The sequence below is a fragment of the Nocardioides panacisoli genome (genome assembly GCF_039537325.1).
Lineage (GTDB): Bacteria > Actinomycetota > Actinomycetes > Propionibacteriales > Nocardioidaceae > Nocardioides > Nocardioides panacisoli.
In genome coordinates this window covers 126,112-151,558 of record NZ_BAABAH010000003.1, presented here as the reverse complement: position 1 = coordinate 151,558, position 25,447 = coordinate 126,112, and the positions used below count along the sequence as shown (strand labels likewise).

At 68.6% G+C, this 25,447-nt stretch carries 28 protein-coding genes; 21 read left to right on the top strand and 7 right to left on the bottom strand.

Annotated features, from left to right (window positions below):
• Positions 1–113: 113 nt before the first annotated feature.
• The 14 genes from ABD709_RS06090 to ABD709_RS06025 all read left to right on the top strand — a co-directional run bounded on the left by ABD709_RS06090 (position 114) and on the right by ABD709_RS06025 (position 15,811).
• Complete coding sequence (locus ABD709_RS06090; protein ID WP_344773861.1) at positions 114–3,797, top strand: nitrate reductase subunit alpha; 3,684 nt, start codon at positions 114–116, stop codon at positions 3,795–3,797.
• Positions 3,797–5,482: a nitrate reductase subunit beta gene (gene narH, locus ABD709_RS06085; RefSeq protein ID WP_344773352.1), complete on the top strand. Its 1,686-nt coding sequence runs from the start codon at positions 3,797–3,799 to the stop codon at positions 5,480–5,482. Before ABD709_RS06090 ends, narH begins: the two co-directional genes overlap by 1 nt.
• Complete coding sequence (gene narJ, locus ABD709_RS06080) at positions 5,479–6,204, top strand: nitrate reductase molybdenum cofactor assembly chaperone (RefSeq protein WP_344773350.1); 726 nt, start codon at positions 5,479–5,481, stop codon at positions 6,202–6,204. Before narH ends, narJ begins: the two co-directional genes overlap by 4 nt.
• 2 nt (positions 6,205–6,206) lie before the next feature.
• On the top strand, positions 6,207–6,935 hold the full coding sequence (gene narI, locus ABD709_RS06075; protein ID WP_344773348.1) for a respiratory nitrate reductase subunit gamma: 729 nt from the start codon (positions 6,207–6,209) through the stop codon (positions 6,933–6,935).
• Positions 6,932–7,438, top strand: coding sequence for a CBS domain-containing protein (locus ABD709_RS06070; protein ID WP_344773346.1), 507 nt, complete (start codon positions 6,932–6,934; stop codon positions 7,436–7,438). Before narI ends, ABD709_RS06070 begins: the two co-directional genes overlap by 4 nt.
• A gap of 11 nt (positions 7,439–7,449) precedes the next feature.
• The gene (locus ABD709_RS06065; protein ID WP_344773344.1) at positions 7,450–8,595 is read left to right on the top strand and encodes a cytochrome P450; all 1,146 of its coding nucleotides are present in this window, start codon (positions 7,450–7,452) and stop codon (positions 8,593–8,595) included.
• Positions 8,596–8,844: 249 nt separating this feature from the next.
• Positions 8,845–9,498 carry a hypothetical protein gene (locus ABD709_RS06060; protein ID WP_344773342.1) on the top strand — a complete coding sequence of 218 codons (654 nt, stop codon included), beginning with the start codon at positions 8,845–8,847 and terminating at the stop codon, positions 9,496–9,498.
• An 84-nt stretch (positions 9,499–9,582) separates the two neighbouring features.
• Positions 9,583–9,999 carry a pyridoxamine 5'-phosphate oxidase family protein gene (locus tag ABD709_RS06055; protein ID WP_344773340.1) on the top strand — a complete coding sequence of 139 codons (417 nt, stop codon included), beginning with the start codon at positions 9,583–9,585 and terminating at the stop codon, positions 9,997–9,999.
• Between the two features lie 462 nt (positions 10,000–10,461).
• Positions 10,462–12,084, top strand: a complete 1,623-nt coding sequence (locus ABD709_RS06050) for a LuxR C-terminal-related transcriptional regulator (protein ID WP_344773338.1) — start codon at positions 10,462–10,464, stop codon at positions 12,082–12,084.
• 126 nt (positions 12,085–12,210) lie between these two features.
• Entirely contained in the window at positions 12,211–13,512 is a 1,302-nt protein-coding gene (locus tag ABD709_RS06045; protein ID WP_344773336.1) for an FAD-dependent oxidoreductase, read from the top strand.
• A gap of 115 nt (positions 13,513–13,627) precedes the next feature.
• Positions 13,628–13,957 carry a hypothetical protein gene (locus ABD709_RS06040; protein WP_344773334.1) on the top strand — a complete coding sequence of 110 codons (330 nt, stop codon included), beginning with the start codon at positions 13,628–13,630 and terminating at the stop codon, positions 13,955–13,957.
• A gap of 62 nt (positions 13,958–14,019) precedes the next feature.
• The gene (locus ABD709_RS06035) at positions 14,020–14,619 is read left to right on the top strand and encodes a hypothetical protein (protein ID WP_344773332.1); all 600 of its coding nucleotides are present in this window, start codon (positions 14,020–14,022) and stop codon (positions 14,617–14,619) included.
• Positions 14,616–15,128 carry a hypothetical protein gene (locus ABD709_RS06030; RefSeq protein ID WP_344773330.1) on the top strand — a complete coding sequence of 171 codons (513 nt, stop codon included), beginning with the start codon at positions 14,616–14,618 and terminating at the stop codon, positions 15,126–15,128. The genes ABD709_RS06035 and ABD709_RS06030 overlap by 4 nt, the downstream gene beginning before the upstream one ends.
• 26 nt (positions 15,129–15,154) lie before the next feature.
• Positions 15,155–15,811, top strand: a complete 657-nt coding sequence (locus tag ABD709_RS06025) for a hypothetical protein (protein ID WP_344773328.1) — start codon at positions 15,155–15,157, stop codon at positions 15,809–15,811.
• A gap of 171 nt (positions 15,812–15,982) precedes the next feature.
• Here the strand turns inward: ABD709_RS06025 and ABD709_RS06020 are convergent.
• Positions 15,983–17,160 (bottom strand): IS3 family transposase gene (locus tag ABD709_RS06020; RefSeq protein WP_344773326.1). Its coding sequence is split into 2 segments (ribosomal slippage): positions 15,983–16,873 and positions 16,876–17,160, totalling 1,176 coding nucleotides; the frame shifts between segments, so codons are not numbered across the junction.
• A 615-nt stretch (positions 17,161–17,775) separates the two neighbouring features.
• Here ABD709_RS06020 and ABD709_RS06015 point away from each other — a divergent pair.
• The 3 genes from ABD709_RS06015 (at position 17,776) to ABD709_RS06005 (ending at position 19,314) form a co-directional block, all read left to right on the top strand.
• On the top strand, positions 17,776–17,928 hold the full coding sequence (locus ABD709_RS06015; RefSeq protein ID WP_344773324.1) for a hypothetical protein: 153 nt from the start codon (positions 17,776–17,778) through the stop codon (positions 17,926–17,928).
• Between the two features lie 199 nt (positions 17,929–18,127).
• Positions 18,128–18,415, top strand: coding sequence for a transposase (locus ABD709_RS06010; protein ID WP_344773322.1), 288 nt, complete (start codon positions 18,128–18,130; stop codon positions 18,413–18,415).
• 8 nt (positions 18,416–18,423) lie between these two features.
• Positions 18,424–19,314: an IS3 family transposase gene (locus tag ABD709_RS06005; RefSeq protein ID WP_344773320.1), complete on the top strand. Its 891-nt coding sequence runs from the start codon at positions 18,424–18,426 to the stop codon at positions 19,312–19,314.
• Here the strand turns inward: ABD709_RS06005 and ABD709_RS06000 are convergent.
• The 5 genes from ABD709_RS06000 to ABD709_RS05980 form a co-directional block, all read right to left on the bottom strand.
• Positions 19,254–20,123, bottom strand: a complete 870-nt coding sequence (locus ABD709_RS06000; protein ID WP_344773318.1) for an AAA family ATPase — start codon at positions 20,121–20,123, stop codon at positions 19,254–19,256. The genes ABD709_RS06005 and ABD709_RS06000 overlap by 61 nt on opposite strands.
• The gene (locus ABD709_RS05995) at positions 20,120–20,272 is read right to left on the bottom strand and encodes a hypothetical protein (protein WP_344773316.1); all 153 of its coding nucleotides are present in this window, start codon (positions 20,270–20,272) and stop codon (positions 20,120–20,122) included. The genes ABD709_RS06000 and ABD709_RS05995 overlap by 4 nt, the downstream gene beginning before the upstream one ends.
• A 143-nt stretch (positions 20,273–20,415) precedes the next feature.
• Positions 20,416–20,904, bottom strand: a complete 489-nt coding sequence (locus tag ABD709_RS05990) for a hypothetical protein (RefSeq protein ID WP_344773315.1) — start codon at positions 20,902–20,904, stop codon at positions 20,416–20,418.
• Positions 20,894–21,208 carry a hypothetical protein gene (locus tag ABD709_RS05985; RefSeq protein WP_344773314.1) on the bottom strand — a complete coding sequence of 105 codons (315 nt, stop codon included), beginning with the start codon at positions 21,206–21,208 and terminating at the stop codon, positions 20,894–20,896. The genes ABD709_RS05990 and ABD709_RS05985 overlap by 11 nt, the downstream gene beginning before the upstream one ends.
• A gap of 110 nt (positions 21,209–21,318) precedes the next feature.
• On the bottom strand, positions 21,319–21,537 hold the full coding sequence (locus ABD709_RS05980; RefSeq protein ID WP_344773313.1) for a helix-turn-helix transcriptional regulator: 219 nt from the start codon (positions 21,535–21,537) through the stop codon (positions 21,319–21,321).
• 85 nt (positions 21,538–21,622) lie between these two features.
• Here ABD709_RS05980 and ABD709_RS05975 point away from each other — a divergent pair, with 85 nt between their 5' ends.
• The 3 genes from ABD709_RS05975 to ABD709_RS05965 all read left to right on the top strand — a co-directional run bounded on the left by ABD709_RS05975 (position 21,623) and on the right by ABD709_RS05965 (position 23,234).
• Positions 21,623–22,156, top strand: a complete 534-nt coding sequence (locus ABD709_RS05975) for a helix-turn-helix domain-containing protein (RefSeq protein WP_344773312.1) — start codon at positions 21,623–21,625, stop codon at positions 22,154–22,156.
• Complete coding sequence (locus ABD709_RS05970) at positions 22,134–22,802, top strand: tyrosine-type recombinase/integrase (protein WP_344773310.1); 669 nt, start codon at positions 22,134–22,136, stop codon at positions 22,800–22,802. The genes ABD709_RS05975 and ABD709_RS05970 overlap by 23 nt, the downstream gene beginning before the upstream one ends.
• A 93-nt stretch (positions 22,803–22,895) precedes the next feature.
• A complete protein-coding gene (locus ABD709_RS05965; protein ID WP_344773308.1) occupies positions 22,896–23,234 on the top strand; it encodes a tyrosine-type recombinase/integrase in 339 nt (112 codons plus the stop codon).
• Positions 23,235–23,343: 109 nt separating this feature from the next.
• On the opposite strand, the gene glnA is transcribed toward ABD709_RS05965, so the two are convergent.
• The gene (glnA, locus tag ABD709_RS05960) at positions 23,344–24,762 is read right to left on the bottom strand and encodes a type I glutamate--ammonia ligase (RefSeq protein WP_344773306.1); all 1,419 of its coding nucleotides are present in this window, start codon (positions 24,760–24,762) and stop codon (positions 23,344–23,346) included.
• A gap of 221 nt (positions 24,763–24,983) precedes the next feature.
• On the opposite strand from glnA, the gene ABD709_RS05955 reads away from it, so the two are divergent.
• A complete protein-coding gene (locus tag ABD709_RS05955) occupies positions 24,984–25,418 on the top strand; it encodes an RDD family protein (RefSeq protein ID WP_344773304.1) in 435 nt (144 codons plus the stop codon).
• Positions 25,419–25,447 lie beyond the last annotated feature (29 nt).

Here is a 25,447-nt window from a genome sequence, read left to right as displayed (position 1 = left end):
CGAAGACCCTCCATCCCCGACGTCAGGATGAGCCAGTGAGCACAGAGGTCCAGCCCGAAGGACAACAGGACGGGCACCAGGACGGGCACCAGAACGGGCACCGCGATGTCGGCCTGCACGGCGGGATCAGCGAAGCCCTGGTGCGTACCCGACGCTTCTTCACCAAGGGTACGGTCTCCGACGACCTGCGGACGCTGAGCAAGAAGGGTGGCCGCCAGGCCGACGACTTCTACCGGGATCGGTGGAGCCACGACAAGGTGGTGCGCTCCACCCACGGCGTCAACTGCACCGGGTCCTGCTCGTGGAAGGTCTACGTCAAGGACGGGATCATCACCTGGGAGACCCAGCAGACCGACTACCCCTCGGTGGGGCCCGACAAGCCGGAGTACGAGCCTCGCGGCTGTCCCCGTGGGGCGGCGTTCTCCTGGTACACCTACTCGCCCACGCGGATCCGCTACCCCTACGTGCGCGGCGTGCTGCTGCAGATGTACCGCGAGGCCAAGGCCCAGCACGACGGTGATCCGGTCAAGGCGTGGGCGCACATCGTCGACAACCCGCTGCGCGCCAAGGCGTACAAGTCCGCGCGCGGCAAGGGCGGACTGGTCCGCGCCACGTGGGAGGAAGCGACCGAGATGGTGGCCGCCGCCTACGTCCACACGATCCAGAAGTGGGGACCGGACCGGGTCGCCGGGTTCTCGCCGATCCCGGCGATGTCGATGGTCTCCCACGCCTCCGGAGCCCGGTTCACCTCGCTGATCGGCGGCTCGATGCTGAGCTTCTACGACTGGTACGCCGACCTGCCGGTCGCGTCTCCGCAGGTCTTCGGCGACCAGACCGACGTGCCGGAGTCCGGCGACTGGTGGGACGCCGGCTACCTGATCATGTGGGGATCCAACGTGCCGGTCACCCGGACGCCGGACGCGCACTGGATGACCGAGGCGCGCTACCGCGGCCAGAAGGTGGTCGTGGTCTCGCCCGACTATGCCGACAACGTGAAGTTCGCCGACGAGTGGCTCGCGATCAAGCCGGGCACCGACGGGGCGCTGGCGATGGCGATGGGGCACGTCGTGCTCAAGGAGTTCTTCGTCGACAAGACCACGCCTTACTTCGCGGACTACACCAAGAAGTACACCGACCTGCCGTACCTGGTCGCCCTGGAATCCGTAAACGGCGGGGGCGGCGGTGCGTATCGTCCCGGGAAGTTCCTCACCGCCGCCGACCTGCCCAATCAAGCCGGCGAGGAGAACGCCCACTTCAAGACCGTGCTGGTCGATGCCCGAACCGATGGCCTGGTCGTGCCGAACGGGTCGCTGGGCGACCGTTTCGGTGAGGCCGGGGTCGGCAGCTGGAACCTCGACCTCGGTGACGTCGATCCGCGACTGACCCTGCTCGCGCCCGGCGCGGACACCGCGCTGGTCGAGCTGCCCCGGTTCGACAACGTCGACGGCGCGCCCGGCTCGCTGACCCGCGAGGTCCCGGTACGCCGGGTCGGGGACGCCCTGGTGACCACGGTCTTCGACCTCATGCTCGCTCAGTACGGCGTGGGCCGCGAGGGCCTGGGCGGCGGCTACGCCACGTCGTACGAGGACGCGACGGCGCCGTACACCCCGGCCTGGCAGGAGGCGATCACCGGCGTCCCCGCCTCCGCGGCGGCCCGCATCGCGCGAGAGTTCGCCCAGAACGCCGAGGAATCCAAGGGCCGCTCGATGATCCTGATGGGGGCAGGGACCAACCACTGGTTCCACTCCGACACGATCTACCGGGGCTTCCTCGGGCTGACCACGCTCACCGGCTGCCAGGGCGTCAACGGCGGCGGCTGGGCGCACTACGTCGGGCAGGAGAAGTGCCGCCCGGTCACCGGCTGGGCGCAGCTCGCCTTCGGCCTGGACTGGAAGCGGCCGCCGCGGCAGATGATCCACACCGCGTACTGGTACCTGCACACCGACCAGTTCCGCTACGACACGTTCGGCGCGGACACGGTCTCGGCGAAGACCGGTGCCGGCCTGCTGGCCGGGATGAGCACCGCCGACGTGATCGCCAAGAGCGCGCGGATGGGCTGGATGCCGTCCTACCCCACCTTCGACCGCAACCCGCTCGACCTCGCCGACGAGGCGGCCAAGGCCGGTCGTCCCGTCGCCGAGCACGTCGTGGACCAGCTCAAGTCGGGGGAGCTGCGGTTCGCCGCGGAGGACCCGGACTCGCCCGCGAACTTCCCGCGGGTACTAGCGATCTGGCGGGCCAACCTGCTCGGCTCATCGGGCAAGGGCAACGAGTACTTCCTCAAGCACCTGCTCGGCACCGACAGCTCGCTGCGCGCGACCGAGGCGTCGGAGAGCCAGCGGCCCCAGGAGGTCGACTGGCACGAGGAGGCACCCGAGGGGAAGCTCGACCTGCTGCTCACGCTGGACTTCCGGCAGACCAGCACCACGATCTTCTCCGACGTCGTGCTGCCTGCCGCGACCTGGTACGAGAAGCACGACCTCAACACCACCGACATGCACCCGTTCGTGCACTCGTTCAACCCCGCGATCGCGCCGCCGTGGCAGACCCGCACCGACTGGGACGCCTGGCAGACGATCGCGACGAAGTTCAGCGAGCTCGCCGCGATCCACCTCGGCACCCGGAAGGACGTCGTGGCGGTGCCGCTGCTGCACGACACCCCCGACGCGATGGCCAACCCGCACGGGGTGGTCCGGGACTGGAAGCACGGCGAGTGCGAGCCGGTCCCCGGGGTGACGATGCCGAAGGTCGTGGAGGTCGAGCGCGACTACGCCGCCGTCGGCGCGCAGATGCAGGCACTCGGGCCGCTGATGGAGAAGCTCGGCACGCTGACGAAGGGTGTCGCCTACGACGTCACGGCGTCCGTCGACTACCTGCTGCACAAGAACGGCGCGGTCCGCGGCGGGGCGGCCAACGGGCGTCCGTCGCTGAAGCGGGACATCCACGCCTGCGAGGCGATCCTCGCGCTATCGGGCACCACCAACGGCCACCTCGCGACCCAGGGCTTCAAGACCCTCGAGAAGCGCACAGGCCACCTGCTGCACGACCTGGCGGCCGAGCACGAGGGCAAGCAGATCACCTTCGCCGACACCCAGGCCGCACCGGTGCCGGTGATCACCTCACCGGAGTGGTCGGGGTCAGAGACGGGCGGCCGGCGCTACTCGCCGTTCACCATCAACGTCGAGCGGCTCAAGCCATGGCACACGCTGACCGGGCGGCAGCACTTCTACCTCGACCACGACTGGATGACCGAGCTCGGGGAGGGCCTGCCGGTCTACCGGCCACCGCTGAACATGGGCGCGCTCTTCAGCGAGCCGGATGTCGGCGACGTGGGGGAGCTGGGGGTGACCGTGCGCTACCTGACCCCGCACAACAAGTGGTCGATCCACTCGGAGTACCAGGACAACCTGTTCATGCTGTCGCTCTCCCGCGGCGGCCAGACAATCTGGATGAGCGACAAGGACGCCGCCAAGGTCGGCGTCGAGGACAACGACTGGATCGAGGCGGTCAACCGCAACGGAGTCGTGGTCGCCCGCGCGATCGTCTCGCACCGGATGCCGGAGGGGACCGTTTACATGCACCACGCCCAGGACCGACTCATCGACGTACCGATCGCCGAGACCTCAGGCAAGCGCGGCGGCATCCACAACTCGCTGACTCGGATCCTGGTCAAGCCCAGCCACCTGATCGGCGGCTACGCCCAGCTGTCCTTCGCGTTCAACTACCTCGGCCCCACCGGCAACCAGCGCGACGAGGTCACCGTCATCCGCAAGCGTTCGCAGGAGGTGACCTACTGATGAAGGTCATGGCCCAGATGGCGATGGTGATGAACCTCGACAAGTGCATCGGCTGCCACACCTGCTCGGTGACCTGCAAGCAGGCGTGGACCAACCGGACCGGCACTGAGTACGTCTGGTTCAACAACGTCGAGACCCGGCCCGGTCAGGGCTACCCGCGCCGCTACGAGGACCAGGAGGAGTGGCAGGGCGGCTGGGCGCTCAACAAGCGCGGCCGGCTCACCCTCAGGGCTGGCGGGCGGTGGAAGAAGCTCGCCACCATCTTCTCCAATCCCAAGCTGCCGTCGATCAAGGACTACTACGAGCCCTGGACCTACGACTACGCCACGCTGACCGACGCACCGGCCCAGGAGCACACCCCGGTCGCGCGGCCGAAGTCGCTGATCTCGGGCAAGGACATGAAGATCGAGTGGTCCTCGAACTGGGATGACAACCTCGGCGGGTCGGCCGCGACCGAGAAGCACGACCCGATGCTGGCCAAGATCGCGGAGAAGGTGAAGTTCGAGTTCGAGCAGACCTTCATGTTCTACCTGCCCCGGATCTGCGAGCACTGCCTCAACCCCTCGTGCGCCGCGTCGTGCCCCTCCGGGGCGATCTACAAGCGCGCCGAGGACGGCATCGTTCTGGTCGACCAGGACCGGTGCCGGGGCTGGCGAATGTGCGTGTCCGGCTGCCCCTACAAGAAGGTCTACTTCAACCATCGCACCGGCAAGGCCGAGAAGTGCACATTCTGCTTCCCGCGCATCGAGGTCGGACTGCCGACCGTCTGCGCGGAGACCTGCGTCGGCAGGCTGCGCTACATCGGCCTGATCCTCTACGACGCCGACCGGGTGCTCGAGGCGGCCTCGGTGGCCGACGACCACGACCTCTACGAGGCCCAGCGCTCGGTGCTGCTGGACCCGAACGACCCCGAGGTCGTTCGCGCCGCCGAGCGCGACGGCATCCCACGGGACTGGATCGACGCCGCCCAACGGTCACCGATCCACGCGCTGATCAACGTCTTCAAGGTCGCGCTGCCGTTGCACCCGGAGTACCGCACGATGCCGATGGTCTGGTACATCCCGCCTCTGTCGCCGGTGATCGACGTGGTGCGCGACACTGGTGAGGATGCCGAGGACACCGGCAACCTGTTCGCGGCGATCGACGCTCTGCGGATCCCGGTCGAGTACCTCGCCGAGCTGTTCACAGCCGGTGACACGTTCCCGGTCGATGGGGTGCTCAAGAAGCTCGCCGCGATGCGCTCCTACATGCGCGACATCAACATGGGTCGCGACCCCGACGCCTCCATCCCCGCGGCCGTCGGGATGAGCGAGGAGGAGATGTACGACATGTACCGCCTGCTCGCGATCGCCAAGTACGACGAGCGTTACGTGATCCCTCCGGCGCACGCCGAGCAGGCGCACTCGCTGGAGGAGATCGCCACCGAGTGCTCGGTGTCGGAGTACGGCGGGGGCAACCCCGAGATCTTCGGTGAGGGCTCCGGCAGTCAGACCCCGCTCGCGGTCGAGAACTTCCGGATGCTCCAGGACCGGCAGACCTCCGACACGATCGCCTCGCCGGCCGACAAAAACGCCCGGGTCAACCTGCTCAACTGGGACGGCAAGGGCGCACCGCCCGGGCTGTTCCCGCCCAAGGACGCCGAGCAGCACAACGGGCAGGGTCACGGGCAGGGAGGCGAGCAGTGAGGGGCGCGGCCACGCGGTCTCGTCAGCAGGCGGCCCTCAGCGCCGAGCAGCTCACGATCGCCTGGCAGGCCGCCTCCCTGCTGCTCGACTACCCCTCCGAGGAGCTGCTCGACCACGTGGCGCTGGTCCGCTCGGCGTCGCGGGAGCTGCCCGACCGGCTCGGTGACCCGCTCCGCGGGTTCGCCGACCACGTGGAGCGCACGCCGTTGGCCGACCTGCAGGCGGAGTATGTCGAGACCTTCGACACCCGGCGGCGGTGCAACCTGTTCCTCACCTACTTCGCGCACGGCGACACCCGCAAGCGCGGGATGGCGCTACTGCGGTTCAAGCAGGCCTACCTCGCTGCCGGTTTCGAGGTGACCGACGAGGAGCTGCCCGACCACCTGTGCGTGGTGCTGGAGTTCGCCGCCACCGGCGACCAGTCCACCGGGCGGCAATTGATGCTCGACCACCGAGCCGGGCTGGAGCTGCTGCGGATGTCGCTGCGCGACCTCAGGTCACCCTGGGCCGGCGTCGTCGAATCCGTGACCGCGACGCTGCCACCGCTGCGCGGCGACGAGGTCGAGGCGGTCCGCCGGCTCGCCGCCGAGGGCCCGCCGGAGGAGGAGGTCGGCCTGACGCCGTACGCCACCCCCGGCTTCGACCCGGGACCGGCCGTGCCCGGCTCGCCGATCCCGCTGCCGATGCCCTCGTTCCCAGCCCACCCGAGGGGAGCCCGCTGACCATGGACACCTTCTTGTGGGTGATCGTCCCCTACCTCTGCCTGACCACCTTTGTCGTTGGACATTTCTGGCGCTACCGCTACGACAAGTTCGGTTGGACCACCCGCTCCTCCCAGCTCTATGAGAACAAGCTGCTGCGGATCGGCAGTCCCTTGTTCCACTTCGGCATGCTCGGCGTCGTCGGCGGGCACATCATCGGGCTGCTGGTACCTCAGTCGTGGACCGACGCGGTCGGCATCAGCCACGAGGCCTACCACGTGGTGGCCGTCACCGGCGGCCTGCTGGCCGGCATCATGGCGGTGGTCGGCATGGTCATCCTGATCTACCGGCGCCGTACCGTCGGCCCCGTCTTCTCCGCGACCACCGTGATGGACAAGGTCATGTATGCCTTCCTGGCCGTGGTGATCGTGCTGGGCATGTGGAACACCATCGCCGGTTCGATCATGACCATCGGCGGGGAGTACAACTATCGCGAGGGCGTCTCGGTCTGGTACCGCTCGTTCCTCGCCTTTTCGCCCGACGCGTCGCTGATGGCCGACGCCCCGCTCGGATTCCAGCTGCACGCGCTGGTGGCCTTCGGGCTGTTCGCGCTGTGGCCGTTCACTCGCCTCGTGCACGTGTTCAGCGCACCGCTGGGTTACGTGACGCGGCCCTACATCGTCTACCGCAGCCGTGACGACCAGCTCGGTAGCCACCGACCCCGACGCGGTTGGGACCGCATCTCCCAATGAACGGCCCGACATCAGCCTCACTGACCGAACGCGTCGATGACGCGCTGACGCCCGGCCGGCCGGACCCCCGCGTGGGCGACGTCATGCTCCGTCGTCCAAAGGTCCTCGATGCCCAGGCCACCGTCGACGAAGCACGCGTCGCCCTCGCCAACGACCATGTCCACATGGTGCTGCTGAGCCAGGGCAGCACCTTGGTCGGCACCCTGGTGCGAGCCGACCTGCCGCCCCCCATCCAGAGAAGCGACCAGAGGAGCGTCGAGGGGAGTGGCCCCGCACTGCCGTGGTCGACTCTGCGGAATCGGACCGTGCCCTCGGCGATGTCTGCCGACGCCGCCCGAGAGCTTCTGATTGCACGTGGCCTGCGGCGGCTGGCCGTGGTCGACCACGACGGCACCCTGCTCGGGCTGATGTGTCTCAAGCGCAGCCGGACGGGGTTCTGCTCAGACGAGGACGTCGCATCACGTGGCCAGTCGCGGGTTCTGTCACGTCAAGCCGCGGACTGAGACGGACGAGCATGGGAGACCCCGCCGAGATCGACAGTGGCCACAGTTGGGATGACCAGCGATCCACCCACGACGCGCTGCGCGCCAGATGCGCGGTAGCCCGCCAGGAGGGCAACTGGGTGGCGCTGAGACATGCAGAGGTTGTCGCAGCCGCGACCGACGCGGCGGCGTTCTCCAGCAACGTCAGTGCCCGTCGAGCCATCCCCAACAGCCTCGATGGCACCGACCATGCCGCCTTCCGCGCCGTGGTCGACCGGTACCTGACAGAGGAGCGCGTGGCGCGGGAAGAGCCGCAATGTCGAGCGCACGCCGCTGTCATCATCGACGCCCTGCCCCGTGGGGTGACCGTGAAGACCATCGCCCAGATCGGGACGCCGTACGCGGTGCGCTCGCAATCCACCTGGCTCGGCTGGCCCGCAGATCTGGAGGAAGAGCTGGTCGCGTGGATCCGCGACAACCACGCCGCCACGAGGTCCGGAAACCGCGACAGGACTGTGGAAGTGGCCGAGCGGTTCGAGCAGATGATCCGCGCACTGCTCGAGACCAGGCGCGGCACACCGATCACCGATGTCACCAGCGAACTGCTCAACGACACCGTGGAAGGTCGGCTACTGACCACCGAGGAGATCGTCTCCATCGTGCGGAACTGGACCGCGGGAGACCTCGGATCATTGGCGACCTCGGTCGGGGTCATCGTCCACTTCCTCGCGACGAACCCGCACATCCAGCGAGAGGTGCGGACGCTCGTCGAGGCGGGTGATCGCGCGGCCCTGGCCGCAGCCGCGGAGGAGATCCTCCGCATTGACGACCCGTTCGTGTCCAACCGTCGCGTCGCCACCCGAGCCGTCAACCTTGGCGGCGCGGAGATAGCGAAGGGCGAACAGCTTCTACTGAACTGGACCGCGGCCAATCGGGACCCGCTGGTCTTCGGCGACCCCGATCGCTACGACCCAGAAAGGAATGCCGACGCGAACCTGGTCTTCGGCATCGGGTCCCATGTCTGTCCCGGCCGGGCGCTGACGCTCATGGAACTGCGCGTGATGCTCGAGGAGCTCATGGGCAGAACCAACTGGATCGATCCCGCGCCAGACCGCCCGGCGGTCCGGGAGACACCGCCGGTGGGCGGGTGGGCGCGCGTTCCGATCGTGCTTCGCTGACTCTGCGGGACACCCAGGCGAGTTATCGGCAGCACGCTCTCGAGCCTGAGAATTCCCTGGCACGAGTCCTCGTGCTGCTCAGAAGGTGCTAACTGCGAGGACGGTCCGGGGCCGCCCGGCGGTTCGAGTGAGGACCTTTGGCCCGAGACGAGAGCCTGCAGATCACGCAGCCTGTGGGTTATGAGTGCCCCATTGATGCCAACGGCAGCGGTCACGCCGCGGGACCCCTGGTTCCGACGGCACCCAGCCTTGGCGCTGGCCGTCGCAGGGATCTTGTTCGCCGGGGTGCTCGGTCTGCGCATGTTCTTCGGCTCCCCAGTCGACGCGTACTCGATGCTCTACGCCTTGCCCGTAGCCCTTGTGGCTACCACCTTCGGTCTGAGGGGCGGCACGGTCGCGGGGCTGATCGCCGTCGGCCTCACCGTGCTGTGGGCGATGACCCAGAGCGTTCACCTCACCCCGACCGGATGGGCCTCCCGGGTGCTGCCGCTTCTGCTGCTGGGCCTGCTCCTCGGGCACGCAACAGACAGGGAACGCCGGGCACAAGAGGGGCATCGGAAACTGGAAGCCGCCGCACTACTCCACCGCGAGGCGATAGAAATCAACGACTCACTGGTGCAAGGAATGGCGGCAGCCAAGTGGTCTTTCGAATCCGGGCAGGTGGAGACCGGCACACGGATTCTCGACAGCACCATCGCGGATGCCCACGACCTGGTTTCGGAGCTGATCCGGCGCGCCGACATGGACGCGCGCACGGAGCCGCTGCACGACCACTCGACGTCGTTCCACGACCCGCACCGCAAACCCGACAGGCCCGACGGTCCAGCCAAACGAACGCGGGCCGAGACCGCCATCCCCCGGCAAAGGACCGCTGCTGCGCTCTTGTTGAGATGGCGAAGCTGACCTACGCAACTGCCTGCGTTCGGCTCGACGGTTGTCCGGAGACGCGTTCAGCGCGACCCTGGTGGAGACGCAACAGGAGGAGCGATGACCAGCGACGAGAGATGGTTTCCCAGTCACCTCAAAGAGCTCGGCGAGGCAGAGTGCCTTGAGCTCCTGGGCGAACACCAGGTCGGAAGGGTGGCGTACTGCGACGACCTCGGGCCAGTCGTGCTGCCGGTCAACTACGCGCTCGACCAGGGCACCATCCTGATCCAAACCTCCCCACACTCCATGCTCGCAAGTCGCCTGCGCGCCGCGCCCGCGTCCTTCCAGATCGACGAGTTCGACGAGTACACCCAGACCGGCTGGAGCGTCCTCGTCCGCGGATCGGCGGCCTACGTCGACCCGACCGACCTGCCAGCAGACGAAGACCGCCCGCACACATGGGCGGAGGGCCAGCGCACGCTCCATATCCGAATCACCCCACACGACATCTCTGGCCGCCGACTCCTGCCCGCCTGACTATCCGCAAGTCACAGCTCGCCCGACCGCGAACCCGTCTCCGATCGCGGCGCCTCCGCCTGCGGCCTGTCTTCGCTGATCGTCCGAGTTCGAGCTCTACGCGAGAAGTGACTACAGGTCGTAGTACTGGCTGACTGACCCACGTTGACCTGCGCAAACGTCGAGGTTGACCGGCTGGTTGTACCGGAGTTGTAACAGGCTACCCCTATTCGGGGGCCCTCAGGGCGGAGCTCCCGGCCTAGACGCGACTAGAAATCGGCCGTTCTCTAGATGGATGGGATCGTCCCAGTGGCCGATCCCTAGACGAGACGGTTCGGCGCGTGGCAGCCGCAGGCCGAGACATCATTCGCGACTCCGCTGATCGCGGAAGGCATCCTCACTCGCCGCTGACGTAGTCGCCAGGCATGACCGAGCTGGCCGGGGCGCGTGGCGAAGCAGGATCCGATCGGGGAGGATGCTGCCGTGAGCGGCGACCCTGGTCCGGCGCGGGCCCGCGAGGCGACCGGCCGCCGTGCATGGGCCGAGGCCCGTGAGGCGTACCGTGCTTGTTCCGACCTGCCGCCCCGGGACCTGGAATCCTGGGGTCTGGCGGCGTTCCTGACCGGGCAGGACGACGAGGCGGACGCGATTCGCGAGCGGGCCCACCAGGCCTACGTGGCCAAGGGGGACCCGGAGGGCGCCGCGCGCACCGCATTCTGGCTCGGTCTGTCCTTGGTGATGCGCGGGGAGCCTGCACGGGGCCGTGGTTGGTTCGGGATCATGCGCCAGGTCGCGGGCGCGGCCTTCGGGACCTCTCGGTGGAGCGGCTACGAGGCCCTTAACCTTGGCATGGTGGCTCTCTTGTCCGGCCGCGCCGAGGAGAGCCTGGGCCTCCTGGACCGCGCGCTCCAGGTTGCCGGACGGCACGACGACGTGGACCTGAGGTTGCTGGCCGCAAGCGGTCACGGTCAGGCACTTCTGTCCCTTGGGCGCAGGGCCGAGGGGATGCAGGAGCTAGATGAGGTGATGGTGCTCGGGACGTCGACCGCCGCCAGTCCTCAGGCCGTCGGTCAGGTCTACTGCGCGGTCATCTCGATCTGCCGGGGCAGCCTCGATCTCGGGCGCGGGGCGGAATGGACCGAGGTGCTGAGCCGGTGGTGCGACACGCAGTCGGACTTGATGCCCTACCGCGGGCAGTGTCTCGTGCACCGCTCGGAGGTGCTCCAGGTCCGTGGTCGCTGGGATGAGGCAATCGCCGAGGCCGAGCGGGTGCTCGGCGACGACGGCCGGCGGGAGCGGGACATCGCCCGGGGCATGGCGCTGTACCAGCGCGCCGAGTTGTATCGCGTCCGCGGCGACGACCGGCGCGCCGAGCTGGGCTACCGGGACGCGTTGGCGGCGGGCCACGACCCGCAGCCCGGTCTGGCGCTGCTGCGACTGGCCCAGGGCAAGGGTGAGTCGGCCTTGCTCTCGCTCCGGCGCGCGCTGGGGGAGACCGGGGTGCCGTTCCTGCGGGTCCGTCTGCTGCCTGCCCTGGTCGAGGTGGCGCTCGCGGTCGGCGACCTGGGTGCGGCCGAGGACGCGGTGCTTGAACTCGAGGAGGCGGCGGTAAGTATCGACTCGGTGTACGCACGGGCGATGGCGGCCACGTGGTCGGGCGCGCTGGCGATCGCGCAGGGCAAGAGCGTCGACGCGCTCGGCGGACTGCGAGCCGCACTGACCGACTGGGCACAGCTCGATGCGCCCTACGACGCCGCCCGGTGTCGTTTGCTCCTGGCGCGCGCGTGCCAGGACGTCGGAGACCTGGAGACGGCCGAGCTGGAACGTGCGGCCGCCCGAGTGGTGTTCACCACGCTCGGCGCGCAGCCTGACCTCGCCGTCCTCGACGGTGTCCAGCCGCGGAGGAGCGTCCCGGCCGGCCTCACGCCGCGCGAGGTCGAGGTGCTGCGGATGGTGGCCACCGGGGCGAGCAACCGGGAGATCGCTACCCAGCTCGTCCTCTCGGAGAAGACCGTGGCCCGGCACGTCGCGAACATCTTCGTGAAGGTCGGCGTCTCCTCGCGGGCGGCCGCCACGGCCTTCGCCTACGACGAGAACCTGGTCTGACTCAGCCCGGCTCAGGGCCGACGCCCTCGGGGCAGATCTGCACATCGATCTGCACAGTTCTCCACACGTGCCGATGCCGGCACGCCTCCTACGTTCGCATCAACGACGGCGGACGAGGAGTGGGCGATGAAGGTTGTGGTGGGCGGCGGAGGGCCGGTCGGTGTCTACACGGCGATCGCGATGGCGCGGCGCGGGCACGAGGTCACGGTCGTCGACCGCGACCCAGGGCCGGTGGGCGCAGTGTGGCAGCGCGTCGGGGTGATGCAGTTCGAGCACGCACACGGCTGGCGTCCCCAGATGCTCGAGGCTCTTCGGGCGGAGATGCCGGACGTCCTTGACGCACTGCTGACGGCAGGCGCCCGGTTGGAGCAGCTCCCGGGTGTGCCGGGCATCGAGGCGCTCGCCTGCCGCAGGCCCGTCCTCGAGCGGGTGCTGCGCCGGTGCGCCGCCGACCAGCTGGGTCTGAGCTGGTGGACCGGGCACGTCGACCGGGTCGAGGTCGCCGGCGGCCGGGCGACGGGGATCGTCGTCGACGGTGATCTCCTGCCGGCCGACCTCGTCGTCGTGGCCACCGGTCGCAACAGCCACGTCGGCGAGGAGCTCCGCGGCCCGGTCGAGGGCGGCCCGTGCGGCTTCTCCTACGTGACCCGGGTCTACCGAGCGCGGCCGGCCTGCCTGGCGTACAGCGGTTTCCCGTCGTTCCAGACCGGTCCCGGTTACGTGAGCGTGGTGATCGGCGGCGACGCAGAGACACACTCGGTGGTCATCGCGTACCCATCGCACGACCCGGCCTTCGGGGCGCTGCGCACGGAGGGCGGCTTCGCGACGGCTTCGCATCTCATCCCCAACCTGAGGAATTGGACTGACCCCGACGTGTTCGAGCCGGTGACCGACGTGCTGGTAGGCGGCCACCTGACGAACACCTACCGGTTGCAAGGCCCGGCTCTCGGGCTGCCTCCGGCCACCGGGTTGGTCTTCGTCGGGGACGCGGTGCTGACGACCAACCCGGCTGCCGGGCGCAACCTGGCCCTGCTGATCCCGCAGGTCCGCCACCTCCTGGCGTCGCTTGACGATCCGGAGCAGGACCTGGACGATGCGTCGTTGGCCCTCGACTCCTGGGCCGAGCAGCACCTGCGCCCGTGGTACCTCGACCACGTCCGATGGGACCGGACCTTGCTCGAGCGTTTCGACGGTCGGGACATCGACCTGGCTGAGCGGATTCCGTCGGATGTCATCTGCGCGGCTGCGGAGGTCGACGAGAGCCTGCGCCCGTATGTCGGCATGTACCTCGGCATGGGGGCCGGCCCGGATGTCCTCGATGCCGCGGAGCCGCGCGTGCGCGAGCTCCTCGGCGAGGGCTGGCGGCCGAGAACTCCCGGCCCGACTCGATCGGCGCTCGCCGACGCCCTGCACCTCCCGACCCGCTGAAATCGTCCCGCACACCACACGAGGAGAACCGGTGACAACCACGACATCCACCGCGAAACAGCCCGCGCCGTATTTGAGCAGCCGTCGACGTGCCGGTCACCTCCTGGGAGTTCTGTTGGGACTCATCCACCTCTCGGTTCTCGGGATCCCGACGGGCAGCAGGGACGCCGGTCCGCCGCTCCCCGTGCTCATCTTGGGTGCCGCGATCGGGCTTGCGGTGATCGCGCTGCTGGTGCGTTCCTGGCGACAGGATGCGCCGATCGCTCGCTGGGCCGCGGGCGTGCTGCTGGTGCTGGCCGCGCTGGGCGTACTTCCTGGCCTCCTGGTCGCGAACGTCGCGCTTGCCCTGCGGCTCGCGGCCGGGGCGTTGGTCGGCCTGACCGTGGCCACCCTGGTCCTGCTGTTCCTGCCTGAGTCCGGCACCGACCTGGGGGTGGCACGATGAGGAAGGCAGCGCTCATCGCACTTGCGGCGGTCGGCCCACTGGCGGTTGCCCTGCTTCGCTTCGTGCTTCCGTACTACACGGCCTCGGGCAACAAGGAGGCGGCGGTCGACGTCGCCGCGAACCCCGGCACCGAGAGCCTGGTCCTGTGGTTCGGCCTGATCGCCGCGCTCACCCTGGTCCCGGGGCTGTACTCGATCCGCGACCGGATGGCTCCCGGTCGGCTGCGGACGACGGGGTTCACCCTCGCCGTCATCGGCTACCTCTGCCTGCCCGGCCTGCTCGCGGTCGACCTGCTGCTCTGGGTCGGCACCGACCAAGGCTTGTCGACAGCCATTGTCGCCGACCTGGCAGACGGCGTGCACCCGGCCGCGTTGGTGGCGACGGGACTCTTCGTCCCTACCCATATCATCGGGATCGTCCTGATCGGTGTCCTGGCATTGCGCAGTGGCCACCTCCCGAAGCCGGTCGCCTGGTTGCTCGTCGTCTCCCAGCCGCTGCACCTGGCCTCGATCATTCTCGGGCTCCCGGCGCTGGACTTGGTGGCATGGTCCCTCACCGCGCTGGGGATGGCGTGGCTGGCGGCGACCCTCCCCGCGAAGGGCATGCAGGATGAGATCAGCTCGACGACGTCGTCGCTCGCCACGGCGGGAGGGATGTCGTGAGTCCCCGGCTCGTCGCGGGGCGCCTGACGTCGGTGGCCCTGGTGGGAGGAGTCGCCGCGCTGGCACTGTCCGGGTGTGGGGGCCGCTCCGGTCCCGCACTCGGCGCCCCGCCGGTGATGGATACGGGTGTACCAGCGAGCAGCGGTACGCCCGACGCGTGCCGGCTGATCACCACCGATGAGGTGGCACGCGTTCTCGGCGAGCACAGCCCCGACCAGGCGACGTACACAGTGACGGCGTCGACTGGGAGGGACGGCGCATGCACGTACGCGTGGACGGCGAACGGCGGTGGTGACGAGTTCACCGTGAACCAGTTCCCCGCCAGCAGCTACGTGGCGCAACCCGGTGTGGAACCACGCCAGATTTCCGGCATCGGGGACCAGGCGTTCGAGGAGGTCGGCAGCTACTACGCCCGCGTCGGCGACCAGATGGTCAATGTCGTCAACCTCCAGGAGGGCGAGGGCAGCGACGAGGACCTGCTCAGGGTCGCGGCCAACCGGCTGAGCTGACCCGCACCGACGAAAGGAACCGAACCATGCGAAACAAGAGTGTCGGCGCCGCCCTGGTTGGCGCGTCCTTGTTTGTCATCTCGAGTGCGGCGTACGCGTCGATCCCCGCGAGCGATGGCAGCATCCAGGGCTGCTACGCGAAGTCGGACGGTCTCACCGGAGGCCTGCATTCGAAGGGCGACCTCCGCGTCATCGACTCCGGCGCCTGTCGCAGCTACGAAACACCGCTGAGCTGGAACCAGCGGGGCGTGCCCGGACCGACGGGCCCGATAGGACCCGCGGGGCCGACCGGCCCCCCGGGTCCGGCCGGCCCCGGCAGCCAGGCGCCCGTCTACTACGCGGCGCGGCCGTTCAGCTTCGACGGCTTCGAAACCCTGCCTGCCAGCCGTCGCTACACAGTCGTCCTGTCCAAGTCGCTCCCGGCTGGGAGCTACCTCGTCCAGGCGGACGCCATGTTCTCGGCCGAGACCGAAGGAGGCGTGGACTGCCAGCTGCGCAGCGGGGACGCGTTCCAGGTCGGGTACGGCTACGTCATCCCGGCAACGGCGCCCAACACCACTGTCTCGATCATCTGGGCCATCAGCCACGCTAGCGGTGCGGTCGACCTGGCGTGCCGGACGAGCAACGGCATGGGCATCGCGACTGCGACGATCCTCGCGACCCAGGTCGCCTCGGTGAGCTGAGCCGTGAAACCACCCCGCGCGGGGTGGGATTGCCGCGACGGCTTCACGCGCTCACCAGGTGTCCGGGTGCTCGACAGGAACGGCGGCATCGGCGACTCACAGCTTGTTTGAACCGCCCTGGGTCTGGTGGAGGCCACATGGGTCTGCTGCACGAACGGGTGACAGCTTCGGTTAGGCCGCCTGGGTGGCGGCGGGCTTCATGATCAACTCGTATTCGACCGGGGTCAACCGTCCGAGAGCGGCCTGCCGACGACGTCGGTGATACGTCCTTTCGATCCAGGTGACGATCGCGATCCGCAGCTCCTCGCGGGTGTTCCAGACGCGCCGGTCCAGGACGTTCTTCTGCAGCAACGAGAAGAACGACTCCATGGCGGCGTTGTCGCCGGCCGCGCCGACCCGTCCCATGGACCCGACCATCTGGTGGCGGTTGAGCTGGTGGACCAGTTTCCTGGATCTGAACTGCGAGCCGCGGTCGGTGTGCAGCAGGCAGCCGGCCACATCTGCGCCGTCGGCGGCGCGGCGGGCGACGGCGTTGTCGAGTGCCGTGACTGCGATGCGTGACTTCATCCGTGAGTCGATGGAGTAGCCGACGATCCGGTTGGAGTAGACGTCCTTGATCGCGCAGAGATACAGCTTGCCCTCGCGGGTCCAGTGCTCGGTGATGTCGCTGAGCCACAGGGTGTTCGGCGCTTCGGCGGTGAAGTCCCGCATCACCAGGTCGTCGTGGACCGGTGGACCGGGCAACTTGTGGTTGCGGCCGCGCTTCTTCCCGAACGCTGACCACCAGCCCAGTTCGGAGCAGATCTTCCACGCGGTGCGCTCGGCCATCGGCTCGCCGGCGTCGCGGGCCTCATCGACCAGGAACCGGTAGCCGAACTCTGGGTCCTCGCGGTGGGCGTCGAACAACGCGTTGGCCCGGTAGGCAGTGGCCAGTTCGGCGTCGGTGACCGGGTTCGCGAGCCAGCGGTAGTAGGGCTGGCGAGCGATCTTGAGCACCCGGCACGTCACCGTGACGGGGATCCCGTCGCTGGCCAGCTCGCGGACGAGCGGGTACATCATTTTCCCGGCAGATGGGCCTGGGACAGGTAGGCGGCGGCGCGGCGGAGGACCTCGTTCTCCTGCTCGAGCAGCTTGATCCGCTTGTTCGCCTCACGCAGCTCTGCGGACTCGCTGCCCGAGCTCGAGCCACTCGACTTGGACGCAGAGTCGTGCTCGTCGATCGCCAGCCACCGCTTCAGACACGACGGCGAGATGCCGAAGTCCTTCGCGACCTGGGCCATCGAGGAGTCCGACTCGCGATAGACCCGGATCACGTCGGCGCGGAACTCCTTGGGAAACGCCTTCGGCATGGTGCACATCCTTCCAGCGCCGACACACATCGACGCAGATCAGATGTCACCTATCCGTGCAGCAGACCCCATTGGTGCCAGTCCCATCGAGCGGGGCTCGGGGTCCGGGCCGGGTCATGGTCTCGGGCCGGGATGATCGGTCTGAGCCTGGTTCGGCTGTGGTGACCTGGTAGAGGGCGATACCGCGGCGGTGAGGGAGCAGAGGACGGCGAGGCAGCCGCTGGCTACTTCGACTACGGCGAGGCCTTGGTGGTCGTGTTCGGCAAGTAGACCAGTGAGGATCAGCGCGGTCCCGGCGAGGCCGGTAATGCTTGTGGTGATCAGGTGTCGCCCCGGCGAGAGTGCTATGCGCATGCCCCCTAGTCCCAGTGCGATGCTGAGGGCTGTGTCCCGAAAACTATTGTCTCGGCCGGTGGCGGTGGGCGCGACAAGCTCCCATTGGGACACGGTCAGCACGGTGGTCAGGAGGAGGAGGACCCATCCTGCGACGGGTGCCCAGTGCACGTCGCTGGGGTGCGTTGCCGAATGCTCGAGTGCGCGCGTGGATCGGTTCGTTGCGATGGCGTCACGCCGCGCGGCCGGGGCTGGCACTGTTTCGCCGGGGGCGATCCCTTGGTGGACGTCACCTTCGAGGACCTGGCGGAGCTCGCGGCGAACGGCGAGGGTGGGGACGGCGTCGTAGAGGACGCCACCTCGCAGGCTGGCGGCTGCGCCGAGAAGCAGAAGCCCCGCGCCGAGGATGCTGAACGTCCACGACAGGAGGGCTAGGCCGAGGCCGAGCGTTCCAGCCCCGATGAGTGCGAGGAGTAGGCCGCCCCAGACCCACCGCGGTCGTACCGTGTGTTGGGTCCTGGTGTGTCGATACTGGGACGGCTGTGGTCGGGTCATCGGGAGTGGATTCTGAAGTGGCCCCGGTAGCCCGGACACCTTGAGTGAGGCGACGATGGTCGCCCGAGAGGAGTCCGTTATGCCGGCACCGAAGAGTCCTGAGTTCCGTCGTCGAGCCGTGGAGCTCGCCCGTCTGCGTGAGAAGCCGATCGCTCAGATCGCCAAGGACCTCGGGATCGCCGAGTCCGGTCTGCGGCGCTGGATGAAGCAGGCCGACATCGATGACGGCAAGTCCGAGGGCCTGACCAGCGATGAGCGCGCCGAGCTGGTGCGGCTGCGTCGGGAGCTGCGCGTGAAGGAGATGGAGATCGAGATCCTCAAGCGCTCGGCTGCCTACTTCGCCCGGGAGAACGTCCTCCCAAAATAGTGTTCCCGGTGGTCTGCGAACTGGCCGCCGACGGGGTTCCCGTCGCGGTGACCTGCCGGGTCCTGGGCGTCTCGACGTCGGGCTACTACGAATGGCTGCGGCGCCGCCCCAGCGAGCGAGACCTCGAGCAGGCCTACCTGATGGCCGCGATCCACGAGGTCCACGCCGCCTCCTACGGCACCTACGGCCATCGGCGGGTCCACGCCGAACTGACGATGGGCCGGCGGCTGGAGGTCAGCCACGGTCGGGTCGAGCGGCTGATGCGCCACACCGGTCTGCAAGGCGTGCACCGTCGCCGGCTACGGGGCTGTACCCGCCGTGACCATGCCGCCACGCCATCAGCGGATCTGGTGGAGCGGAACTTCACCCCCGATGCCCCGGACCGGCTCTACGTCGCAGACGTCACCCAGCACCGCACCAGCGAGGGATGGGTCTATCTCGCGGTGGTCCTGGACTGCTTCAGCCGCCGGGTGGTGGGCTGGTCGATCGCGGACCACATCCGCTCCGAGCTGGTCGTCGACGCCCTACAGATGGCCCTGTGGCACCGTCGTCCCGAGCCGGGCGCGGTCCATCACAGCGACCACGGCAGCGTCTACACCAGCTGGGTCTTCGGGCACCGGCTCCGCGAGGCCGGGCTGCTCGGATCGATGGGAACCATCGGCGACTGCTTCGACAATTCTGTGGCCGAGAGCTTCTTCGCGACCCTGCAGACCGAGCTGCTCGACCGGTCGACCTGGCCGACCCGTGAGGGCCTGGCCAATGCGATCTTCAGCTTCATCGAAGGCTTCTACAACCCCACCCGCCGGCACTCCATCCTGGGCTACCTCAGCCCCGCCGACTACGAGACCCAGCACGCCCTCACCGGCCCTGCTGGACCCCAGACCGAGACCGCAGCATGATCACAACCACCACACCCCGACCGTCCGGGCAGACGGGGCCACTTCAGCTTGAGGGTGCGGATCCCCTCGGGGTCGCCTTGGAGGAGGAGGGTGGTGTCGCAGGCGTCGGGGAGCAGTGTTGATCCGCGTTCGCGGGTGCCGTCCCAGCCGCTGTTGTGGAGGACGAGGGTGAGGCCGTCGTAGATGGTGCGGATGGTCTCCAGGCCGGTGACGTAGGCGCCCATGTCGGCGGTGTCTTCCTTGCCGGCGCCGGTGGCTCGGACGGAGTCCCCGATGAGGAGGACGGCGCCGAGGTGGCGGGCGACGGAGCCGATCATCTTGGCGTCGCGGCGGAGTCGTAGGTCGATGGGGTCGGGCCACCAGTGGACGTTGGTCATGCGGCGGCCGTGGTGGATCTCCCAGGCCCGGACGCGTTCGGGGATGCCGTGGAATCCCTCGAGGGCGATGAAGAGGACGGGGCCGTGGACGGCGACCTGGTGGCCGTACCAGCTGGGGAGTCCGGTGGCGACGTGGCCGGCCCAGTCGAGTGCGGTCAGCGTCTTGCCGAGGCCGCGGGATCCGGCTTTCATCGCCAGGCCGCGGCGGCCGAGGACACCTTCGATGAGTGGCTCGGGAGGCGGCATGTGGTCGAGCGCGTCGCGGTCGAGGAGCCGGTGGCGTCTGAGTGCGACGCGGGCGAGCAGCTCGGGGCTGGCCTGGTCGAGGTCGACGTCGGCGAGGTCGTAGTCGTCGAGGTCGGGGAAGACGTCGCCAGGTCCGATGTTGGGGTCGCCGCGGAGGTAGGCCTCGACTGCCGGGTCGGTGCTCATTCGACCACCCGCAGGGTGTTCCTGGCGCGGCGCTGGAGTGCGATGCAGCCTTGGCAGCCGAGGTACTGGTCGTCTAGGTCGGGGTCGTGGAGTTCGCGGTCGCCGACGTCGACGGGCAGGAGGCGGCCGACCTGTGGGGTGTAGATCATGGGGCGGCCGTCTACGGACCAGGCGCGGACGGTCCACCGCTGGAGGCGGCCGTCGGCTGCGAGTCGCGCGAGGTGGGTGCCGGTCGGCGCGAGCCCCACGACGTCGGTCGGCGCCCGGCGGGTGGCTGATCGGGGTTGGCTGGTCACGCTGCCTCCGGTGCTTCGTGGCGATGCCGGTCGAGCTGGTTGCGGTAGTCGCCGGCGGGGTCGATCGCTTGCCAGAACTCGTCGTGCACCCGCGTGACCTCGGTGTGGAGGTCGAAGTCCATCCGCTCGAGGGCGGCACGGTTGCGGCACGCCTGGGCCCGCTCGTCGCCCAGCAGCCAGTCCTCGACGAGACCGGGGCAGTCCTCGGCCTCGGCCGCGGTCAGGGCCGGCTTCAGGGCGTCGAAGACCTCGGCGCGCTTCTCCCAGTAGATGGGTGCGGTCTCGAGGATCCCGTCGTCGAGGACGTCGACGGCGAGCTCAAGCACGGCCCATCCGGGGATCTGCTCGATGCGCTCACGGAGGAGTCGCCGGCGTTCGGTCCAGTACTCGGCGATCTCGGCGCGCCAGGCCGCGGTGAGCTCGGCTGAGTCCGCCGGCGTCAGTCCGCTCGAGGGGCGCGGTGCGGGGTCGGGGTCACGTCGCATCGTGAGCCTTGAGGTCGTAGAAGCTTCGCCACCAGGTCGCGCAGGTCTCCGGCTGGCCGACGAAGAGGACGTGCACGCCGCGCGCGATCGCGTCGCGGATGCCGGGGGAGAGCGGCATGAGATCGAGCCAGAGGTGGTCGAGCAACAGGACGTGATGCCGACCGACGTTGAGGACGATGGTGTCGCCGGGCCTGGCGGCGGCGAGCGCCATGTCGAAGATGAGGCGATCGACGTCGGGCCAGTGTGGGTTGAACCGCACCCGGGTCGGTGTGCGCCTGTCGCGCTGTCTGGCGTGGGTGAGCACGCGAGGACCTCCTTGGCTGTGCACGTGTGAACCGCGGTAGGTGCCGCGGTGCGTGTGCCGGTCACGGGCCCCAAGGAGGTGAGGGGTGCGGCCCGCCGCCGGTGTTCGAGTCATGCCGCGGGCGTCGGCCGGCCGTCTCTGTCCTTCTTCGCGGCCTCGAACTGCGCCTCGACGAAGGCGTCCAGGTCGCTCTGGCGGTAGACGATGCGGCGGCCGAGCTTCGCGGATCGCGGGCCGATGCCCTTGTGTCGCCAGAACCGGAGGGTGGCCTCCGGAGTGCAGAGCTGCTCCGCCGCCTGGTCGATCGTTCTGAGTGGATCTCGCTCCATCCTGCACTCCTCACAGTCAACTGTGATTCGCACAGTAATCCCGAAACTAGTGACAGGCAACTGGAATCGCAGTACGCTGCGAAATATGCAGAGCAACCAACGGTCTCCAATCAGTGCCAACGGTGACCTGATGCCAGAGGGAACCTTCGCCCGAAGGGTTCGCGAGCGCCGCGAGTTCCTCGGCTGGTCACAGGTCAAGGTCGCCGAGCAGCTCCAGATGATTCACGTGCAGCTCGATGGCACCGCGGTGACTCGGATCGAGAAGGGGGAGCGGCGAGTCAGGCTGAATGAGGCGCTGGCGTTCGCGATGGTCCTAGACCTCGACCTCTACGAGCTCATGGCACCGCACCCGGGTGACTTGGACGAGCAGATCGAGCGCGAGCAGATCGGTCTCGACAATGCCGAGTACGCGGCGGCGTTCTGGGCGGAGGAGCGAGATGCCCACCGCCGGCGGCTCGACGAGCTTCGTCGCATGAAGCGCGACCAAGAGGACGTGCGGCTTCAGCGGCGCCACAGGATCGAGGCGGGCCGCAATCAAGCAGAGATGGATGGCGACCTCGAGGCGCTGTGCGGACAGGGAGAGGACGTGAACGGCGATGGCGTCGATCGCGAAGCGTGACAACGGTCAGTGGCGAGCTCGGTATCGAGACGGCACCGGTAAGGAGTACGCCGGGCACTTCGACCGGAAGGTCGACGCCCAGCGGTGGCTCGACGAGCAGACCGCGAAGCTTGTGGCCGGCACGCACGTCTCACCGCGTCAGGCCCGGGTCACCGTGGGGGAGTGGTGCGACACCTGGCTCGAGGGCTACCGCGGCAAGCGGAAGAGCACCGTCCGCCAGGCCGAGGTCCACATCGCCCGGATCCGCGCCACCTTCGGCCACATGCAGCTCAACGCCGTGCGGCCCTCGCATGTCCGCACCTGGTGCGCCCAGCTCGCCGCCGAGGGCCTCGCGGACTCCTACATCTACGCCCTGCACCCCGACTCGCTCAGCTGTTTGCTGACGCCGTCCATGACGGACTGGTTCCTCGGTCACCGTGCTCTCGGCGGACTTCGCCGAAGCAGGGCAAGCAGCGGCCGTACGTCTGCACGACCGACCAGATGTGGGCGCTCCACGACGCGATGCCCGAGCACCTGCGCGCGGCGGCGCTCCTCGGGGCCTTCGCCGGCCTCCGGCTCGCCGAGGCGTGCGGCCTGCGCGTCGAGGACGTCGACTTCATGCGCGGAGTCGTTTCGCCGACCGTGCAGTACCCGGGCGAGCCGCTGAAGACCGACGTCTCCCAGACGTCAATCCCAGTGGGCCGGCAGCTCACGCTCGAGCTCGCGCGCCACTGCGAGCGGTTCGTCCCGCTCGACGAGGATGACGCGGCGACGCGGCCCCGGGGCGTTGCTGGTCAACGAGCTCGGCCAGCCGCTCGCGCCCTGGACGCTCGAGCGCGCGATCCGCTCGGCCAGGAAGAAGGTGCCGGGCCTCCCGCCGGAGTTCCGCTTCCACGACCTGCGGCACTACTTCGCGTCCATGCTGATCGCCAAGGGCGCCGACGTGAAGGTGGTGCAGACGCGGCTGCGTCACGCGAGCGCCAAGACGACGCTGGACACCTACAGCCACCTGTGGCCGGATGCCGACGACAGCACCCGCACGGCGATCGACGAGGTGTTCGCCGAGCGCGCCGAGGCGCTCGCGTCGGCGGCCGAGTAGAGCCGAAACGGCCCGCCGAGCGGACTGCTCGACGGGCCGTCTTGCGGACTATCTGCGGACTGACGAGGTCTCCGAAACGCGTTTCCGCAGGTCAGAGGCCACTTCCGGCCTAGATGTCGTAGTAGAGCTCGAACTCGTGCGGGTGCGGGCGCAGCTGCACGGGCGCGATCTCGGAGGTCCGCTTGTAGTCGATCCAGGTCTCGATCAGGTCCGGCGTGAACACGTTCCCCGCGGTGAGGAAGTCGTGGTCGGCCTCGAGGGCGTCGAGCACAGCGCCGAGCGAGGTGGGGACCTGGTCGATCTCGGCCATCTCGTCCGGCGGGAGCTCGTAGATGTCCTTGTCGATCGGCGCGGCCGGCTCGATCTTGTTCTGGATGCCGTCGAGGCCGGCGAGCATCAGCGCGGAGAACGCGAGGTAGGGGTTCGCCGACGGGTCGGGGAACCGCGTCTCGATCCGCTTGGCCTTCGGGTTGGTGCCCGTGATCGGGATCCGGACCGAGGCGGAGCGGTTCCGCGAGGAGTACACCAGCGAGATCGGGGCCTCGAAGCCCGGCACCAGGCGGTGGTAGGAGTTCACCGTCGGGTTGGTGAACGCCAGCACGGCCGGGGCGTGCTTGAGGATGCCGCCGATGTACCAGCGGGCCAGGTCGGAGAGGCCGCCGTAGCCGGTCTCGTCGTAGAAGAGCGGGTCGCCGCCCTTCCACAGGGACTGGTGCACGTGCATGCCCGAGCCGTTGTCGCCGTAGATCGGCTTCGGCATGAAGGTGACCGACTTGCCCTCGGTCCAGGCCGTGTTCTTGATGATGTACTTGAACTTCATGACATCGTCGGCGGCCTTGAGCAGGGTGTCGAACTTGTAGTTGATCTCCGCCTGGCCGGCCGTACCGACCTCGTGGTGGGCGCGCTCGACCTGCAGCCCGACCGCCTCGAGGTTCTTGACCATGTCGGCGCGCAGGTCGCTGTAGTGGTCGTAGGGCTCGACGGGGAAGTAGCCGCCCTTGTAGCGGGTCTTGTAGCCGCGGTTGTCGTCCTCGGCGCCGGAGTTCCACCAGCCCTCGACGGAGTCGATGTGGTAGTAGCCGGCGTTCTCGCTGGTGGAGTAGCGGACCGAGTCGAAGATGTAGAACTCGGCCTCGGGGGCGAAGAACGCGGTGTCCGCGATGCCGGTCGTGGCGAGGTAGGCGAGCGCCTTCTTGGCGATGTTGCGCGGGTCGCGCGAGTAGGCCTCGCCGGTGATCGGGTCGTGGATGAAGAAGTTGATGTTCAGCGTCTTCGACTTCCGGAACGGGTCGAGGTACGCCGTCGTCGGGTCGGGGAACAGCGACATGTCCGACTCGTTGATGGCCTGGAAGCCGCGGATCGACGAGCCGTCGAAGCCGAGGCCGTCGTCGAACACCGACTGGTCGAAGGACGACACGGGCACGGTGAAGTGCTGCATGATGCCGGGCAGGTCGCAGAAGCGCACGTCGACCATCTCGACGCCCTCGTCGGCGATGAACTTGAGCAGCTCTTCGCTGTTGTTGAACATTCGTTCCTCCTCGGCTGAGTCCACCCCTCAGCCACGTGCCGGGACGGTTCCCGATGTCTGTGAGCGTGCGGATCGACAGGCGCCGCGCTGCGCCGTACCCGCTCCTCGCAACCTACCGAACGACCAGTTTCCCGACCATGACCGGATTGTTTCCGCGATGTAACAAGGTTCGCGAGCAGGCCGACAGTACGTCGAGGCGGCGGCCTGATTAGCCTTGTCCGGTGCCTGATACGTCGTCCGTGCCTGCCGGTGCGCTGTCCTTCGAGACCGCGTCCTGGGGACGCCGCGTCCTCGCGTTCGTGCTCGACGGGGTCCTCTCGGCGGTCGGTGTGATCGCGGTCATGGGCATCGACGGCTACCTGGACGACCCGTCCGCCCGGTGGTGGGTGCTGACCGTCTGGCTGATGGAGACCACCGCGATGACCTGGCTCGGCGGCGGCTCGCTGGGCAAGCTCTTCACCGGCCTGTGCGTCGTGCCGGCGACCGGGCCGCTGCGCCGGATCAACCCGGTCCGGATCCTCGGCCGGCAGATCCTGGTGGCTCTCGTCATCCCGCCGTTGGTGTTCAGGCCGGACGGCCGGGGTCTCCACGACCTCTTCGCCGGTACGGCGACCATCACCTTCTCGACGCTGCAGAGCCTCCGCGGCGGCGCCTGAGGTACCTAGGTCCCAGCGAGCCAGGTAGG